The sequence below is a fragment of the Mycobacterium canetti CIPT 140010059 genome, assembly GCF_000253375.1.
GTDB lineage: Bacteria > Actinomycetota > Actinomycetes > Mycobacteriales > Mycobacteriaceae > Mycobacterium > Mycobacterium tuberculosis.
This window is the reverse complement of sequence record NC_015848.1, coordinates 2,856,121-2,874,321: the sequence shown is the minus strand read 5'-3', so window position 1 is coordinate 2,874,321 and position 18,201 is coordinate 2,856,121. Positions and strand designations below refer to the sequence as shown.

Here is an 18,201-nt window from a genome sequence, read left to right as displayed (position 1 = left end):
GTCGGGCTATTGGGTAGGTGCGAGATGTCATATGTGATCGCGACGCCGGAGATGATGGCAACTGCGGCTTTTGATCTGGCGCGTATTGGTTCGCAGGTGAGCGCGGCTAGTGCGGTCGCGGCGATGCCGACGACGGAAGTGGTGGCCGCCGGCGCCGACGAGGTGTCGGCGGGCATCGCGGCGTTGTTCAGCGCGCACGCTCAGGAGTATCAGGCGCTAAGTGCGCAGGCCGCGGCGTTTCACGACCAGTTCGTGCACACGCTGACCGCGGCCGCGAGGTGGTACACGGCCACCGAGATCGCCAACGCCGCGGCGATGCGAGCCGTGCTCGGAGCCGTGAATGCGCCCACCCAGACGCTACTGGGACGCCCGCTGATCGGCGATGGTGCGCACGGGACAGCGCCTGGGCAGCCCGGTGGGGCCGGTGGATTGTTGTTCGGCAATGGCGGCAACGGCGCTGCCGGTGCCGTCGGGCAGGTGGGCGGCGCCGGCGGGGCGGCCGGGTTATTTGGGATCGGCGGCGCCGGTGGCGCGGGCGGGGCGGGCGCACCCGGAGGTACCGGCGGAACGGGTGGATGGCTGGCGGGTGGGGGCGGCGTCGGCGGTATGGGTGGGGCTGGTGGTGGCGCCGGCGGGGCGGGTGGCAACGCGGGCCTGTTCGGCAACGGCGGCGCCGGTGGTGCCGGTGGGGCTGGTGGTGGCGCCGGCGGCGCGGGCGGTAACGCGGGGTGGTTTGGTCATGGGGGCGCTGGCGGCGTGGGTGGTGTAGGTGCGGCCGGGGCCAACGGTGCTACGCCCGGTCAGGATGGGGCGGCTGGTGTTGCCGGGGTGCACGACGGTGCCGGCGGTGACGGTTTGGCAGGGTCGGACGGGGGCGATGGCGGTGCCGGTGGGGTGGGCGGCAACGGTGGTCGGGGAGGGTGGCTTCTCGGTAACGGCGGCGCCGGTGGCGTTGGCGGTGTCGGCGGGGCCGGTGGTGCCGGTGCGGCCGGCGGTGCCGGCGGTGCCGGGGCTACCGGAATAAATGGGCCGGCCGGTATCTCGGCGGCCGGCGGTGACGGCGGCGCCGGCGGCAATGGCGGTGCCGGCGGAAACGGCGGCGTGGGCGGCGCCGGGGGTGCTGGCGGGTCGGCTGGACTATTGGGGCATGTCGGCCGGGCCGGAGACGGCGGGGCTGGCGGGGGTGGGGGGCTGGGTGGAGCGCCTGGTGACGGCGGTGCCGGCGGCAACGGTGGCAGTTGGCTGACCGCCGGTGACGGCGGGGCCGGCGGTCACGGTGGCGACCCGGGCCTGGGTGGGGCTGGCGGAGCCGGGGGGGCGTCGGGCGGCGCCGGTGCTCGCGCGGGGGCCAATGGTCTGGCGGCCGGCAACGACGGGCCGGTCAGCGGCGGCAACGGTGGCAAAGGTGGCAATGGCGCCCACGCACCGGTCGCCGGCGGTCATGGCGGTAACGGCGGTGCCGGTGGCAACGGCGGGTTGGTCGGTGACGGTGGGGCTGGCGGTCATGGCGGTGACGGAGCCGCGGGTGCCGGCTATGCCGATATGACGGCGATCTTCCCGGGTTCATCCGGTACCCCCGGTGAGGATGGAGGTAACGGCGGGGCCGGTGGGGCCGGCGGCGCGGGTGGGGCCCACGCCGGCGATGGCGGGGCCGGCGGTGCCGGCGGCAACGGTGGGGCCGGCGGGGCCGGTGGTAACGGAGCTCACGGTTTCAATGCTGTGCTCGTGTCTGACGGCGGCAACGGTGGTGATGGCGGAGCCGGCGGTCGCGGCGGTGACGGTGGGGCCGGTGGGGCTGGCGGTGACGCACCTGCGGGTCGGGCGGGCAGCCAGGGTGTTGGCGGGGACGGTGGTGCCGGCGGGGCTGGTGGGGCGCCCGGTAACGGGGGCAGCGGTGGCCGCGGCGACATGGCTTTCAAGGATGGTGACGGTGGGGCCGGCGGCGATGGTGGTGACCCAGGCGCCGGTGGGAAGGGTGGCGCCGGTGGCGCCGGCGCCACCGAGGGTGTGACCGGCGCGACCGGCGCTACCGTGCACAGTGGTGGCAACGGCGGCAAGGGCGGTAACGGCGCCGACGCCACCGTGGCTGGCGCGAACGGCGGCAAGGGCGGTGCCGGTGGTAACGGCGGCCTGGTCGGTGACGGCGGGGCCGGCGGCGACGGTGGTAGCGGCGCGGCCGGCGCGAATGGGGCGAACGTAGGTGAGGACGGCGCCGACGGCACCCTCTCGGGGCAACCGGGCGAAGGAAGCGAGGCCAACGGCGGTCAAGGCGGCGTTGGCGGTGGCGGCACGGGCGGTGCCGGCGGTGACGGTGGTGCCGGGAGTTCGGCGTTAGGTAGTGGCGGCAACGGCGGTCGAGGCGATGCGGGGCAGGCCGGCGGCGCGGGCGGTGCCGGCGGAGCCGGTGGCGCCGGTGGGTCGGTGTCGGGCGACGGTGGACCCGGTGGCAAGGGCGGGGCTGGCGGTGCGGGTGGTGCCGGAGCTAGTGGTGGCGGCGGCGGCAAGGGCGCCTCCGGCGCCGACAGCGCTGAGGCCGTTGGAGGCGCCGGCGGGAAAGGCGGCGACGGCGGTGACGGCGGCGTTGGCGGTGACGGCGGGCCCGGCGGTGATGGCGGAGCCGGCGGGGCCGCACTCGCGGGTCAGGTCGGCAGCCACGGTGTCGGCGGCGTTGGCGGTGACGGCGGGCTCGGCGGAGCCGGCGGCAACGGCGGTGACGGCGGTCATGGCAGTGATGGCGGGGACGGCGGTGACGGCGGTGACCCCGGCGCGGGAGGCCTCGGCGGCTTGGGCGGCGACAGCGGCAACGGCACCCGCGCGGCCAGCGGTGTGGACGCCAGCGACCACGGGCCCGGCAGCGGCGGCAACGGTGGCAACGGTGGCAACGGTGCGCAAGCCAGCGTCGCGGGCGGCGCCGGGGGCAACGGAGGCGACGGCGGCAATGCCGGCCGGGTCGGCGATGGTGGCGCCGGCGGCAATGGTGGCGATGGCGCGGCCGGCGCCAACGGGGCCAATTCGGGCGCGCCTGGTTCAGATGCCCTCGCCCTCGGCCAACCGGGAGGCAACGGGGGTCAGGGCGACGCGGGGCAGGCCGGCGGTGCCGGTGGTGCCGGTGGTGCCGGTGGCGCCGGTGGGTCGGTGTCGGGTGACGGCGGTGCCGGCGGCAACGGCGGGGCCGGCGGCAACGGCGGTGTGGGCGCTAGCGGTGGGGCCGGGGCCAGGGGCGCCAACGGTATCGACAGTATCGGCGGCACCGGTGGGGCCGGCGGTGGTGGCGGCGATGGCGGTGCCGGCGGGGTCGGTGGACATGGCGGGGACGGTGGGGTCGGCGGGGCCGCACCTTCGGGGACGGTCGGCAGTCACGGCACCGGTGGGGTCGGTGGCGCCGGCGGACTCGGCGGCGCCGGCGGCGTTGGCGGGGCCGGCGGCAACGGCGGCATTGGTATCACCGTCGGCGGCGCCGGCGGAGCGGGCGGTAACGGCGGTGACCCCGGCGCAGGCGGTCGCGGCGGTCTGGGGGGTGACAGCGGCAACGGCACCTCCGCGGCCAACGGCGTGGACGCCAGCAAACACGGGCCACTGACCGGCGGCGACGGCGGCGTCGGCGGCAACGGTGCCAAGGCCGCCGCGGCCGGCGGCGACGGCGGCCAGGGCGGTGACGGCGGCAACGCCGGGCTATTCGGGGACGGCGGAGCCGGTGGTGATGGGGCCGACGGCACCGCTGCCGAAGCTCTCGGCGGTGATGGCGGGGCCGGTGGGGCTGGAGGCAAGGGCGGTGACGCCGGCGACATCGGTGACGGCGGTGACGGCGGCAAGGGTGGCGACGGCGCGCACGGTGCCCTCGGAGGGCTCACCGTTGCTGGCGGCAACGGTGGGGCTGGTGGCGCCGGTGGGGCTGGTGGCGCCGGCGGAGCATTTCTGGGCGACGGCGGGAACGGCGGAGCCGGCGGCCAAGGTGGGGCTGGTCGGGGCGGCAGCCCCGGCGGCGGGGGCGGGGTTGGTGGACACGGCGGGGCGGGCGGCGACGCCGGGATGAACGGCGGCGGCGGAACCGGCGGCCAGGGAGGCAACGGCGCGGCCGGTGGCGCGGGTTGGTCGCCCGACTCCGACCTAAAGGGCTTCGACGGCTTCGACGGCGGCAGCGGTGGGGCGGGAGGCGACGGCGGGGCCGGTGGCGCCGGCGGAACTCAGACCGGCGACGGTGGTGACGGCGGGGCCGGAGGCCTAGGCGGGGCTGGTGGGGTCGGCGGTAACGGCGTTGACGGCTTTGACATTAACGAAACGACGGGCCGCGACGGCGGCGACGGCGGCGACGGTGGCTACGGCGGGTGGGGCGGCGCCGGCGGAAACGGCGGGGCCGGCGGGTCGGCACCCGCCGGCGAGGTCGGCAATCGAGGCGTTGGCGGGGACGGCGGTGACGGCGGGTCGGGCGGGGACGCTGGTAATGGTGGCTTGGGCGGTGACGGCTTTACCTATCTCGCGGATTTTGACGGAGAGCCTGGCGGCGACGGAGGTGACGGCGGCGACGGCGGGTGGGGCCGCCCCGGCGGACAAGGCGGTTTCGGTTCCACAAGTGGCGCGCACGGCAAGGCCGGCTTTGGCGCCCCCGGCGGTGACGGAGGCGACGGCGGGAACGGCGGTCACGGTGGGGACGGCAACGGCAGCTTTGCTGATGCAGGCGACGGCGGGCCGGGCGGCAACGGCGGCAACGGCGGCTTGGGTGGGGCCGGGCGAGACGGTGGCGCCCCCGGTGGTGACGGAGGCGACGGCGGGACCGGCGGCTCCGGCGGCTTCGGCGCCCCTCCGCCTCGCAGCGTCGGCGGCGGTGACGGCGGGGACGGCGGGCGCGGAGGTGACGGCGGACGCGGTGCCGGTGGCTTGACCTCCGGCGGCGTCGGCTCGTCGGGCGAGTCGGGTGGCTCCGGCAACGGGAGGGGCGACCCTGGCTCCGGTGGTTCCGGCGGTGAAGGCGGCGAAGGCGGCCCCTCCATCTCCGTTAACGTCACGTAGCCAGAACACCCACCACGGTCAGAGAATCCGGATCGCTTCCTGTCGTTGGCGCCACCGCGATGGCTCGCTCTGCGCGGCCGGGCGACGCTAGGCTCGTTTTCCGCATGGTTGGGGGTTACGGCGAAGGCGGCCGAGGCGGCCGCCCCATCGTCATCATTCCCTAGCCTTCGGAAACCCCATCGGGCCGGTGACTCCGCCGATCGGTCAGCCGGCGACTTCGACAGCACCGCCCACGATGCGGTCGTGTCGGTTCTTGCGGGCGATGCTGCCAGCACTGGGGGACTCACAATTGCCAGCGGACAGCACGGGCACTGTAGGTCCGCCGCGATGGCACGCCGGTCGCCGAATGCATCGACCGAAGCGCGTAGAACACCCGGACCGGCGGCCAAGAAATTTCGAGCAATCTAGGCGCAGGTGCGGATGTAATGCGCTACACGCTGGCTCGATGCTGGCTAGCATGAGCGAGATTCACCCCGGCGTCGACGTGGCACCCTTGGACTGGAGCGCAGACGGTGTGAGCGAGCTTGTACCGACGGGTACTGTGACGTTGCTGCTCGCCGATATCGAGGGCGAGCCCCACCTGCCGGGGTCTCAGCTTGACGCGACGGCGATCGCCAATTTGGACCGAACGCTGATCGAACTGGTCCGCGAGCACCACGGGGTTTGCCCGGTCGACCAGGGCGAAGGCGACAGCTTCTTGGTTGCGTTTGCCCGCGCATCCGACGCCGTGGCGTGCGCCTTGGGCTTGCAGCGGGCGCCGCTGGCGCCGATCCGGCTGCGAATCGGCATGCATACCGGGGAGGTATCGTCACCCGACGGGGGCAACTGCGTAGGGTCGACGATCAACCGCACCGCCCGGCTGCGCGAGCTGGCGCACGGTGGCCAGACCGTGTTGTCGGGAACCACCAGCGATCTGGTTGCTGACTTGTTGCCCACGGACGCGTGGCTGAACGACCTGGGCACCTATCGGTTGGAAGACCTGCCCCGACCGGAACGGGTGGTGCAGCTGTGTCATCCTGATCTGCACAACGAGTTCCCGCCGCTGCGAACCCGGAAAGCCGTTGGTGTGCACGGTCTTCCGGCCCAGCTCACCCGGCTCGTGGGGCGTGTCGACGAAGTGGCGCAAGTCCGTGGGCTGCTGGACGTCAAACGGTGGGTCACCCTTACCGGTGTCGGCGGGGTCGGGAAGACACGCCTGGCGACGCAGGTCGCGGGCGCCGTTGCCGACGGCTATCCAGACGGGGTCTGGTATGTCAACCTGGCGCCGATCACCGACCCAGCGCTGGTGCCGGTCGCGGCGGCGCGGGTTCTGGGGTTGCCGGACGAGCCGGGCCGCTCGACGGTGGACACCATCGTGAGGCGTATCGCCGACCGGCGCACGCTTCTGGTGCTGGACAACTGCGAGCACTTGGTTGACGGGTGCGCGGCCCTGATCGTCGCGTTGCTCGGGGCATGTCCGGCGCTGAGGGTATTGGCGACCAGCCGGGAACCTATCGCGGTGGCCGGCGAGCAGATTTGGCGGGTTCCCCCGCTAGGGCACAGCGAGGCCATCGAGTTGTTCACCGACCGCGCCCGCGAGGCGCGGCCCGAATTCGACATCAATGCCGACAACCTCGCCGTGGTGACCGAGATCTGCCACCGACTCGACGGCATGCCGCTGGCGATCGAACTTGCCGCGTCGCGGGTACGTGCCCTGACGCTGACCGAAATCGTCGACAGCTTGCATGACCGGTTCCGCCTGCTGACGGGTGGATCGCGTATTGCGGTGCGCCGCCAGCAGACGATGCGGGCTTCCGTCGACTGGTCGCATGCGCTGCTGACCGGACCGGAGCAGGTGCTGTTTCGGCGACTGGCGGTTTTCCCGAGCGGGTTTGATCTCGATGGTGCCCAAGCGGCAGCCGCCGGCGGTGAAGTTCAGCGCTACGAGGTGGTCGATCTGCTCAGCCTGCTGGTGGACAAGTCTCTGGTGGTGACCGACGACAGCGACGGCCGAACGCGCTACCGCCTGCTAGAGACGGTGCGCCAGTATGCGTTGGAGAAGCTGCGTGAATCCGGCGATGCCGATGCCGTGCGTGCGCGACACCGCGACCACTACGCGGCCGTTGCCGCCGGGCTTGACGCCCCCTCGGTGGCCGGCCATGAACGCCGGCTCAACCAGGCCGAGCTTGAGATCGACAACCTACGGGCCGCTTTCGCGTTCAGCCGCGAGAATGGTGATACCGGCCACGCGTTGCTGTTGGCATCATGTCTGCAGCCGTTGTGGCGTGCCCGAAGCCGCCTGCAAGAGGGGCTGGCCTGGTTCGCCGCCGCCCTGGCCGACCGCGATGCACATCCCGAGGGGGTCGACCCTGGGCTGTGTGCGCGGGCACTGGCCGACCGGGCCCTGATAGATGCGGTCGCCGGCATCACCGACCGTCTGGATGATGCCCAGAAGGCGCTGGCGATAGCGCGCGACATCGAGGATCCGGCGCTGTTGGCGCGGGCGCTGACCGCGTGCGGGGGTGTCGCCGCCTACAACGCGGACCTAGCGCGACCGTGGTTGGCCGAGGCGGTGGGCCTGGCCCGGGCGGTGGGAGACAAGTGGCGGTTGGCCGAGATTCTGGCCTGGCAGGCGTATGTCGGGTTCGCCGGCGAGGGCGACCCGGGCGCGACCCGCGCGGCGGGCGAGGAAGCACGAAGGCTCGCCGACGAGATTGGTGATGCATTCGTCTCACGTGCGTGTCGCTGGACGCTGGCCGCGGCGAATCTCTGGCAGGGCAACCTCGAGGCAGCGGTCGGCCTGTCGGGCGAGGTGATCGGCGAGTCCGATGCTGCGCACGACATGGTTAGCGGCTGTGCAGCCCAGGCCTGCTTGGCGCACGCGCTGGCGCACCGCGGCGACACCGATGCGGCCACCGCCGCCGCCCAAGCCAGCATTGACAGCGCCGTTGGACTCAGCCCGGTGCTGGTGGGCTCGGCCTGTTCTGCGCTGGTCGTCGCGACCCTGGCCGCGGGCGACGTCGCGGCCGCCGAACACGCCCGCGACTCGGCAACACAACTCTTTGGGGCCAGCACGGCAGCGATCATCAACGACCCCACCAATTCCGCTCAAATATCCTGTGCACGGGGTGATCTGAACGCGGCGCACCGATTGGCCGACGGCGCGGCGTCGATCACCCGCGGCGTGCACCGCGTCCGCGCCCTGACTATCCGTTGCCGCATCGAGATCGCCCAAGGGGACCGCGAACGGGCCGAGCGTGATGCCCACGACGCCCTCAGCTTGGCCGTGGCCATTGGGGCGTACTTGTGGGTCCCCGACATTCTGGAGTGCCTCGCCTCTGTGATGACAGGTGCCGGTGGCAACCGGGAAGCGGTGCGGCTGTTCGGCGCGGCCGACGCGGCCCGGGGGCGCATGGGAGCGGTGCGCTTCGTGATCTACCGGACAGGCTGCAACTCGTCGCTCGCCACACTTCGAAAATCCATGGGCGACAGCGAGTTCGACGATGCTTGGGCCGAAGGAAGTGCGCTATCGATCGATGAGGCAATCGCCTACGCGCAACGCGGCCGCGGTGCACGGAAACGCCCGACAAGTGGCTGGGGTGCGTTGACACCGATGGAGCTTGATGTGGCCCTATTGGTCGGCGAGGGGCTCAGCAACAAGGAGATCGGCGTCCGCCTATTCATCTCGCCACGGACCGTGCATTCCCACCTGACCCACGTCTACACCAAACTCGGCCTCTCCTCCCGTCTACAACTCGCGCAGCAAGCCGCCCGCCGGGGCGAATCACAACAAGACCCGTCGCGGCCATAGGCAGGGCCGCCAGCTAGCGACCAAAGGTCACGTGGCCGCTGGGGACACGCTACGGCGATGTGGGGTATCGGGAGGTGCGAGGTGTCGTTGGTGATTGCGACGCCGCAGCTGCTGGCGGCTGCGGCGGTGGATTTGGCGAGTATTGGTTCGCAGTTGAGCGCGGCTCATGCGGCCGCTGCGTTGCCGACGACGGAGGTGGTGGCCGCGGCTGCCGATGAGGTGTCGGCGGCGATTGCGGGGGTGTTCGGTGCTCATGCTCGGGAGTATCAGGCGCTCAGTGGGCAGGTGGCGGTGTTTCATGAGCGGTTTGTGCAGGCGTTGACCGCGGCCGCGGGTTGGTATGCCGGTACTGAGGCTGCTGCTGAGCGGAGTCTGCTGGGTGCGGTGAATGCGCCCACCGAGGCGCTTTTGGGGCGCCCGTTGATCGGAAACGGCGCCGACGGGACGGCACCCGGGCAGCCTGGCGGGCCGGGCGGGATCTTGATCGGGAACGGTGGCAACGGCGGATCGGGTGCGCCGGGGCGGCCCGGCGGAACCGGCGGAGCGGCCGGTCTGTTCGGCGCCGGCGGCGCCGGCGGTACCGGCGGGGTCGGTGGCGGGGCCGGCGGGATGGGCGGCACTGGCGGGTGGCTGTGGGGCAACGGCGGAGCCGGCGGTGCCGGCGGGGTGGGTACGGCCGGCGTGAACGGCGGGGTCGGCGGTGCGGGCGGAAACGCGCTGTTGTTCGGCGACGGTGGGCCCGGTGGGACGGGCGGGACAGGCGCGGCCGGCGTGGCGGGCACCGCGGGCTCCACGGGCACCTCGAGCTTGGCGGGTGGCACCGGCGGTCCCGGCGGCAATGGCGGTAACGCCGGCAACGGTGGGCCCGGCGGGAACGGCGGGTTGGTCTTCGGCACCGGTGGGGCCGGCGGTCACGGCGGTGTTGGCGGGGCGGGCGGGGCCGGCGGTGTCGGCGGCGCCGGTTGGGACGCCGCCGCCGCCGGTGCGATCGGTGCGACCGGCGGTGACGGTGGCAACAGCGGGACCGGCGGTCACGGTGGCAACGGCGGTATGGGCGGGGTCGGGGGTCACGGCTCGATGTTGTTCGGCCAGGCCGGTGTTAACGGCAATGGCGGGGTCGGTGGGGCCGGTGGCAACGCCGGGGCACCCGGTAACGGCGGCACCGGCGGCCCCGGCGACGCCGCCACTGCTGCGGGGACGGGCGGCGCCGGCGGCGACCCCGGCGGTGTGGGTGTCGGCGGCCCTGGCGGGCAGGCCGGCGGTCCTGGCGCCAGCGCCGGTGCGGCCGGGCTCGCGGGCACCAGAATCCCCGGCAACGGCGGCAACGGCGGCACTGGTGGCTCCGGCTATAACGCCGCCGCCGACCCCTTGGCTCCCTTCGACACGCCCGGTGGGCAGGGCGGGGGCGGCGGCGCTGGCGGCGTATATGGCAACGGCGGCAACGGCGGACCCGGCGGCAACGCCGCGCCCGGCGGCGCGGCCGGTGGTCGCGGTGGAAATGGCGGCATCGGCGGCGCACTAGCCGGCAACGGCGGCAATGGTGGGTCCGGTGGCGCCGGTACCGGCAGCGGCTCCGGCGGGTCCGGCGGCAATGGCGGCGATGCGTTCAACCTAGGAGCCGCAAACGTCACCGGCGGCGCTGGCGGCAATGGTGGTGACGGTGGCGCCACCGGCACCGGCGGGGCCGGCGGCGCGGGTGGCGACGCGGACATCGAGAACAGCTCCTCGACGGCTACCGCCACCGGTGGAAATGGCGGGACCGGCGGGAACGGCGCCGAGGGCGGCAACGGCGGACCGGGCGGCTTTGCCCTTACCAGGGGAACGGGAAACGTCACCGGCGGCGCCGGCGGCGATGGTGGCGAAGGTGGCGCCACCGGCACCGGCGGCGCCGGCGGATTCGGCGGCAGCGCGTTCATCGAGAACGGCGCCTCGACGGCTACCGCCACCGGTGGAGATGGCGGGACCGGCGGGAACGGCGCGGAGGGCGGCAACGGCGGACCGGGCGGCTCCGCCTCCACCAGGGGAACCGGAAACGCCGTCCCCGGTGCCGGCGGTGATGGCGGCACCGGCATCAGCGGCGTCGGCGGTGACGGCGGTGCCGGCGGCGGCGCGGAAATCAAAAACAGCGCCGCTACCCAAGCCGCTATCGGCGGCACCGGTGGCAACGGCGGTAACGGCGCCGTCGACGGGGGAGCCGGCGGTGCCGGCGGTATCGCAGAAGTCGAGAGCAGCGCAGCTACGGTCGACGCCATCGGCGGAGCCGGCGGTGACGGCGGCGATGGTGGCACTGGGCGCGGCGGGAACGGCGGCCACGGTGGCGATGCGTATCACAGCGGAACCGGCAGCGCCATCGGTGGTGCAGGTGCTGACGGCGCCGCCAGCGCCACCGGCACCGGCGGGACCGGCGGCGCCGGCGGCGCCGGGTTCGTTCTGAACATTGCGTCTACCGATGCCGCTACCGGCGGGACCGGCGGGGCGGGGGGCGACGGCGCCGACGGCGGTGCCGGCGGCCCCGGCGGTCCTGCGATCAATCACGGAACCGGAAGCGTCAACCCCGGTGCCGGCGGCAGTGGTGGCACCGGCCGCACCGGCGTCGGCGGCAACGGCGGTGCCGGCGGCGGCGCGGACATCCTCAACAGCGCCTCTACAGTTGTCCCGGTCGGCGGGACCGGCGGCCATGGCGGCGTCGGCGCCACCAACGGCGGGTCCGGCGGCGCGGGCGGTAGCGCGTTCATCGGTAATAGCGCCGCTACGGTCGATGCAATCGGAGGCACCGGCGGGGCCGGAGGTGACGGCGGCAGCGGCCGCGGTGGGGGCGGCGGTTTCGGCGGTACTGCGTACAACCTGGGAGCCGGAGACGCTATCGGCGGCGCGCCCGGTACCGGCAGCAGCATCGGCGAGGCGGGCGGCGGAAGCGGCGGCTGGGGCGGTTGGGCGTTCAACTTCGGCACTGGCAACGCCACCGGCTCCGCAGGTGCGGACGGCACCAGCGGCGGCAACGGCACCGGCGGGTCCGGCGGCAACGGCGGTAGCGCATTCATCCAGAACAGTGCCTCCGCGGGCGTCGCTATCGGCGGCAACGGCGGGGCCGGGGGCGACGGCGCGAGCGGTGGGAAAGGCGGCGCCGGCGGCGATGCGTCGACCACCGGCACCGGGAGCGTCACCCCCGGTGCCGGCGGCACCGGCGGCACCGGCATCAGCGGCGTCGGTGGCGCCGGCGGTAGGGGCGGCGGCGCGGAAATCGACAACGGCGCCGCTACGGTTGCCGCCAGCGGCGGAACCGGTGGAGCGGGTGGCGCCGGCGCCACCACCGGCGGGGCCGGCGGGAATGGCGGCAGCGCCCGCATCGAAAACCCCACCGCTACCGGTGATGCGATCGGCGGCACGGGCGGTGTGGGTGGCGATGGCACCGGTCCCGTCGGCGACGGCGGGCCCGGCGGGTTCGGCGGCAACGCGGTCAACCACGGAGCTGGAGACGCCATAGGCGGCAGCGGTGCGGCCGGCGGCAGTGGCCCCAGGGACGGCGGGGCCGGCGGCTGGGGTGGCAACGCGACCAACCACGGAACCGGAAACGCGACCGCGGGTGCGGGTGCGGAGGGTGGCATCGGCGGCAGCGGCGGGGCCGGGGGCATAGGCGGCCATGCGTTCATCGATAACATCGCCTCTGCGGGTACTGCCATCGGCGGCCACGGTGGCGACGGCGCCGTCGGCGCCGTCGGCGGGATTGGCGGCCTAGGCGGTTCCGCGTCCACCAGCGGAACCGGAGTAGCCCGCGGCGGCGACGGCGGCGATGGCGGCGACAGCGTGGCTCCCAACATCGACGGCGGGGACGGCGGCGATGGCGGCGACGCCTATGCGTCTGTTTTGGTGAATGCCATCGCCGGGGCGGGCGGCGCCGGCGGTGCGCCGGGACTCGGCGGTTCCCCCGGCTCGCCCGGTTCATCGGGCACCACCGGGACACCATGACAATTCGCCTGCCGGAACCGGTGGCCAGCGACTAGCCCGGCCGCCGAAATCGGCCGAAATGCGTAGATCACACGAGCCCGCGTTGCAGAAACTGGAGGAATCTGCGCACATGCGCCGATGCATTGGTGCACGTGGTTGCTTGATGCTGACCAGATGAGCGTGCTTCACCTCGGCATCGGCATGGCAGCTGCCGGCTGCAGCGAGGACAGCGGGAGCGCCCGAGTGCCGGTCGGAATCGTGACGTTGCTGCTGGCCTGGGTGCAAGACATCGCGCCGTCCACCGATAAGGCGATCGCGCTACGGCGATGTGGGGTATCGGGAGGTGCGAGGTGTCGTTGGTGATTGCGACGCCGCAGCTGCTGGCGGCTGCGGCGGTGGATTTGGCGAGTATTGGTTCGCAGGTGAGCGCGGCTAATGCGGCCGCGGCGATGCCGACGACGGAAGTGGTGGCTGCGGCTGCCGATGAAGTGTCGGCGGCGATTGCGGGGTTGTTCGGGGCCCATGCTCGGCAGTATCAGGCGCTCAGCGTACAGGTGGCAGCGTTTCACGAGCAGTTTGTGCAGGCGTTGACTGCGGCCGCGGGTCGGTATGCCAGCACTGAGGCCGCTGTTGAGCGGAGTCTGCTGGGTGCGGTGAATGCGCCCACCGAGGCGCTTTTGGGGCGCCCGTTGATCGGAAACGGCGCCGACGGGACGGCACCCGGGCAGCCTGGCGCGGCCGGCGGGTTGCTGTTTGGCAACGGTGGCAACGGCGCGGCTGGCGGGTTCGGTCAAACCGGCGGCAGCGGAGGCGCGGCCGGGTTGATCGGCAACGGCGGCAACGGCGGGGCCGGTGGTACCGGCGCGGCCGGCGGTGCCGGTGGGAACGGGGGGTGGTTGTGGGGCAACGGCGGCAACGGCGGTGTCGGCGGCACCAGCGTGGCCGCAGGCATCGGGGGTGCGGGCGGTAACGGCGGCAACGCCGGGCTGTTCGGCCATGGCGGCGCCGGTGGTACCGGCGGCGCCGGCCTCGCCGGGGCAAACGGGGTCAATCCCACGCCCGGCCCCGCGGCCAGCACCGGGGACAGCCCGGCAGATGTGTCCGGCATCGGTGATCAAACCGGCGGCGACGGCGGCACGGGCGGCCATGGCACTGCCGGCACGCCGACCGGTGGCACCGGCGGCGACGGTGCCACCGCGACGGCAGGCTCGGGCAAGGCCACCGGCGGTGCCGGTGGTGACGGCGGTACCGCCGCTGCCGGTGGCGGCGGCGGCAACGGCGGCGACGGCGGAGTCGCGCAGGGCGACATTGCGAGCGCCTTTGGCGGTGATGGTGGCAACGGGTCCGACGGTGTAGCCGCCGGCAGTGGGGGTGGTAGCGGCGGCGCCGGAGGCGGCGCTTTCGTACACATCGCCACTGCCACCTCTACCGGTGGTAGCGGCGGTTTCGGTGGTAACGGGGCTGCCAGTGCCGCCTCCGGCGCCGACGGTGGCGCAGGGGGAGCTGGCGGCAATGGTGGCGCCGGCGGGTTGCTATTCGGTGATGGCGGCAACGGTGGCGCCGGTGGCGCGGGTGGTATCGGTGGTGACGGCGCCACGGGGGGGCCCGGGGGAAGCGGCGGCAACGCTGGCATCGCGAGGTTTGACAGCCCAGACCCCGAGGCAGAACCCGATGTGGTCGGCGGCAAGGGTGGTGATGGCGGCAAGGGCGGCAGCGGCCTTGGCGTCGGCGGCGCCGGCGGGACCGGCGGCGCGGGCGGCAACGGCGGCGCCGGCGGGTTGTTGTTCGGCAACGGCGGCAACGGCGGCAACGCCGGGGCCGGCGGGGATGGCGGCGCCGGCGTTGCCGGTGGGGTTGGCGGTAACGGCGGCGGTGGTGGCACCGCGACGTTTCACGAAGACCCGGTCGCTGGTGTCTGGGCGGTCGGTGGCGTAGGTGGTGATGGTGGCTCCGGCGGCAGCTCGCTTGGTGTCGGCGGGATGGGCGGAGCCGGTGGCGTGGGTGGCAAGGGTGGCGCCAGCGGCATATTGATCGGCAACGGCGGCAACGGTGGCAGCGGCGGAGTCGGTGGGGCCGGTGGAGTCGGCGGGGCTGGCGGTGACGGCGGCAACGGCGGCTCCGGCGGCAACGCCAGTACTTTTGGCGATGAGAACTCCATCGGCGGGGCCGGCGGGACGGGCGGCAACGGGGGCAACGGCGCAAACGGCGGTAACGGTGGCGCTGGCGGTATTGCCGGCGGTGCGGGTGGGTCCGGAGGGTTCCTCAGCGGTGCCGCAGGAGTCAGCGGCGCTGACGGTATCGGTGGCGCGGGCGGCGCAGGCGGTGCCGGTGGCGCGGGCGGTAGCGGCGGTGAGGCAGGCGCGGGGGGCCTCACCAACGGCCCCGGGTCCCCTGGCGTCTCCGGCACCGAAGGCATGGCCGGCGCGCCCGGCTAGCCCGAAGTTCCCCCTGATCCGGCGCGGTTTGTGTCGTTGACCTGGGCATTTGTGGTTCGGTACTGACTACGCCAGGCCGTGGCGGTGGGAAACGGCCAGTAGGTCGAAGGCGCGCCGTTGTGTGGGGGTGGGGGTGGTGGTTTTGGTGAATGCTGGCAGGTCGTCTGTGGGTTGGATGTAGTTGGCGCAGATGGTGGCCAGGTCGGTGAGCAGGCTGGTGAAGCTGTGCACCGGTTGGTTGTCTTCGGTGCGTTTGCGTGCTGCCTTGTTCAGCGCTTCGTCGGAGCGTTGGGCTGGCGCGACGGGGTCGGCGCGTTTGGCGGCGGCGGCGGGTTTGTCGTTGTCGGTGAACAGGATTGGGGCCAGGGCTTGTTTCATGTGCCAGCTGATGTAGTAGGAGAGCATGTGCAAGAACATGTGGGCGCGGACCCGGTCGGCCAGCCGATGCCGGATGGGGCGTACGTCCAGTTCGCTGTTGAGGGTGCGGAAGAAGCGTTCGACGTCGGCGAGGTCTTTGTAGCGGCCCACCACGTCGTCGCGGCCCAGGGCGTTGTCGGGCAGGCTGGTGCGTAGCACGTAGATGCCGTCGAGGGCGGCCTCGGCGGCGATACTGTTCTGGTTGCGGGTGAAGCTGAAGGCCTCATCGGTGATGTGCAGGTCAAAGTGCTTGGCCATCTTGAACTTGTTGCGCACCTTGCCCACCCGCAGGCCGATCTTGTCTGTACCGCGTAACGGCCGGCGTTGGCGGCGGGTGGCTTCGGCGATGGCCTGCAGCTCCTTTTCGGTGGCCGCCAGCAGCTCGGCGCGTTTGCGGGCGCGCTCGTCGGCCAGGGCGGGGTTGTGGCAGCACACCAGCCGCTCACCGGGATAGTCGGGGTGAGTGATCTCGAACAGGTTCTGCTCATCGAACAGCGACAGCTGCAGCGCCCCGTCCTCGAGCAGGATCTTGATCTGCGGGGCGCGCAGCGCGCTGATCCAATCCAGGTGCGCCGGACGCAGCTCGTCACGGATGCGCGCGGAAGTGAGCATGCCCCGATCGCCCACCAGGGCGATGCGGGTCAACCCGAACCGGGTTTTGAGCTTGTCGATTTGAGCTTTCAGAGTTTTCGGGTCGGCGGTGTTGCCCTTGAACACCTCGATGGCCACCGGCGCTCCCTTGGGTGAGCACAGCAGCCCGTAGACGATCTGCAGCCGGCCTTTGACCCCGTCGCGGGCGTGCCCGATCGCTCCCAGCGGGCAGGTGTGGCCCTCGAACGCCGCCGAGGATACGTCATAGAGCACCAGGGTGCCGTTGGTCAGATGCCGTGCGGCCAAGGCGTTTTCGATGCCGTCTTTGCGCTCCAGCGCCCAGTCCATCGCGTCATACAGGTCGTCCTCATCGGCGCCCGAGACACCCAGCACCGCACCCAGCGTGCTGGTGGCGGTCTGGGCGCGCAGCCCGCGCGCGATCGCCAGTTTCGATCCGGGCTCGATGATCTGCCCGATCAGCATGGCCAGCACCAGGTTGCGCCGCCGCGACGGGGTGGGGTCGATCAGCTCGGGTATGCCCAGCTTCTCGGCGGTGCCGGCCACCGCGGCCACATGCCCGTGCGGCAGGCTGCGGGTGATATCGAAGGCCTCGGCTAGATCCCAGTCCGCGGGCGGCAAGCCCTTAAGCGCCCGGTCCAGTCTGTCCAGCTTGTGCTCGGGCCAGCGTGAGAGGTTGGCCAGGGTACGCGTCTTGACCTTGCCGTTTTCGCGGAAGCTTTCCCGCAACAGCACCGCCGGCGGGGATCCCCGGTTGGGTACCCGGGTAATGTACATGATTACTTTATAACACGCGGTCAGCGCGATAATAGCGTCATCAGAGGATGACACGCCGAGCTATTCTCAATAATACATGAGTACATGTTGAGGGAAGTTGAACACAGAAACACCTGCTCACGAAACAGATCGAAACTCAGCCCGCCCCTACAAGGGGGAACTTCGGGCTAGCGCTGGGCGCCGTCGGGCCTGCCGGAGTCGGGGGGCCGGACTGAAGCCGCGAGCGCGCGACTGTACACCGACACGCCGTTTGGGCCGTACAACAGCGCGCGCTCGGGCCCAGCGCGCGGAGTCAAGCAGCAGCAGCTTCGGACTGGGGCACGCCATGGAAACCAGCGAGGCTGGTAGGCGCTACCTGTGTTGAGCGGCAGCCAAGCGAGCGGCGAACTCGGGCGACTGGACCGATTTCGCCTGCGGCCCAAGTTCTAAGCGTTTGGCGAGTTCGTGTTGCTCAAGGTCCAGCGATCCGGGGCTGGCTGTGGCGCGCATGGTGGCTTTGCTCGCCAGCACGACCTCGCGCGGGGCGGCTGCGGGCCCGGCGGCCAGCTCCAGCGCCGCGGCGACGGGATCGTCGGCAACCATTAGCGCCAAGCCGTGCCGCACAGCGGATTCGGCGTCGAAGCACATGCCGAACAATAAGGCCGCACGGGCGACCTGCGGACCCACCGCTCGCTGCAGCATCCAGGTTGCGCCGCCACCTGGATGCAGTCCCAGCTTTTGGAAGCGGGCGTCGAACAATGCGGCCGGTCCGGCGATGCGCACATCGGCGGCCAACGCCAGATTGAGTCCGGCGCCCACAGCCGCGCCGTTGACCGCGGCGATGGTGGGCAGATTACAACTACTGACGGCCATGAAACCGTCGTAGAGCCGTAACAATCTCGGCTCGGCTGGATCGCCGACCCCGGCGCCCAGCGCACTCAGGTCGGCCCCGGCGCAGAAGGCCTTGCCCGCCCCGGTCACGACTACGGCGTGTACGTCGGGGTCGCCTTCGGCGCGTTGGATCGCCGCACGCAACTGCGCCGACATCTCGTCGGTGACGGCGTTCCGTCGGTCCGGGTCGTTGACCGTGATGAGCGCAACGTGCTTGTCGACGCTGAGCAAGACCGGGTCGTATTGGGCCATCGGGCACCTCCGTGGTTTGAGTTTGAAGGCGACTCTGGGCGTCGACCCATAACGAGGCGGTGTCAATCCACGCCACCATGCTGACCTGCTATTTCCACA

General features: G+C 72.4%; 8 protein-coding genes. 6 read left to right on the top strand and 2 right to left on the bottom strand.

Annotation, left to right across the window (positions count from 1 at the left end; genetic code table 11):
* Positions 1–24 precede the first annotated feature (24 nt).
* The 6 genes from MCAN_RS13280 to MCAN_RS13255 all read left to right on the top strand — a co-directional run bounded on the left by MCAN_RS13280 (position 25) and on the right by MCAN_RS13255 (position 15,177).
* Complete coding sequence (locus tag MCAN_RS13280; RefSeq protein ID WP_014001297.1) at positions 25–5,007, top strand: PE family protein; 4,983 nt, start codon at positions 25–27, stop codon at positions 5,005–5,007.
* Between the two features lie 108 nt (positions 5,008–5,115).
* Entirely contained in the window at positions 5,116–5,415 is a 300-nt protein-coding gene (locus tag MCAN_RS13275; protein WP_014001296.1) for a hypothetical protein, read from the top strand.
* Between the two features lie 37 nt (positions 5,416–5,452).
* Positions 5,453–8,797 carry a LuxR family transcriptional regulator gene (locus MCAN_RS13270; RefSeq protein ID WP_014001295.1) on the top strand — a complete coding sequence of 1,115 codons (3,345 nt, stop codon included), beginning with the start codon at positions 5,453–5,455 and terminating at the stop codon, positions 8,795–8,797.
* Positions 8,798–8,878: 81 nt separating this feature from the next.
* The gene (locus MCAN_RS23150; RefSeq protein ID WP_015288313.1) at positions 8,879–12,763 is read left to right on the top strand and encodes a PE family protein; all 3,885 of its coding nucleotides are present in this window, start codon (positions 8,879–8,881) and stop codon (positions 12,761–12,763) included.
* A gap of 153 nt (positions 12,764–12,916) precedes the next feature.
* Positions 12,917–13,105 (top strand): hypothetical protein, encoded by a 189-nt coding sequence (locus MCAN_RS13260; RefSeq protein ID WP_041180123.1) that lies wholly within the window; start codon positions 12,917–12,919, stop codon positions 13,103–13,105.
* Positions 13,093–15,177, top strand: coding sequence for a PE family protein (locus MCAN_RS13255; RefSeq protein WP_014001293.1), 2,085 nt, complete (start codon positions 13,093–13,095; stop codon positions 15,175–15,177). The genes MCAN_RS13260 and MCAN_RS13255 overlap by 13 nt, the downstream gene beginning before the upstream one ends.
* Before the next feature lie 66 nt (positions 15,178–15,243).
* Here the strand turns inward: MCAN_RS13255 and MCAN_RS13250 are convergent, their stop codons facing one another.
* Both MCAN_RS13250 and MCAN_RS13245 read right to left on the bottom strand, forming a co-directional pair.
* A complete protein-coding gene (locus MCAN_RS13250; protein ID WP_014001584.1) occupies positions 15,244–16,980 on the bottom strand; it encodes an IS1634-like element ISMyca1 family transposase in 1,737 nt (578 codons plus the stop codon).
* Between the two features lie 351 nt (positions 16,981–17,331).
* Complete coding sequence (locus MCAN_RS13245) at positions 17,332–18,102, bottom strand: enoyl-CoA hydratase (protein ID WP_014001291.1); 771 nt, start codon at positions 18,100–18,102, stop codon at positions 17,332–17,334.
* Between the last annotated feature and the right edge of the window lie 99 nt (positions 18,103–18,201).

Excerpts from the sequence above, each read along its gene's own strand:
- MCAN_RS13280 (WP_014001297.1), top strand. The coding sequence starts at position 25 with ATGTCATATGTGATCGCGACGCCGGAGATGATGGCAACTGCGGCTTTT.
- MCAN_RS13270 (WP_014001295.1), top strand. The coding sequence starts at position 5,453 with ATGCTGGCTAGCATGAGCGAGATTCACCCCGGCGTCGACGTGGCACCC.
- MCAN_RS13260 (WP_041180123.1), top strand. The coding sequence starts at position 12,917 with ATGAGCGTGCTTCACCTCGGCATCGGCATGGCAGCTGCCGGCTGCAGC.
- MCAN_RS13250 (WP_014001584.1), bottom strand. The coding sequence starts at position 16,980 with ATGTACATTACCCGGGTACCCAACCGGGGATCCCCGCCGGCGGTGCTG.
- MCAN_RS13245 (WP_014001291.1), bottom strand. The coding sequence starts at position 18,102 with ATGGCCCAATACGACCCGGTCTTGCTCAGCGTCGACAAGCACGTTGCG.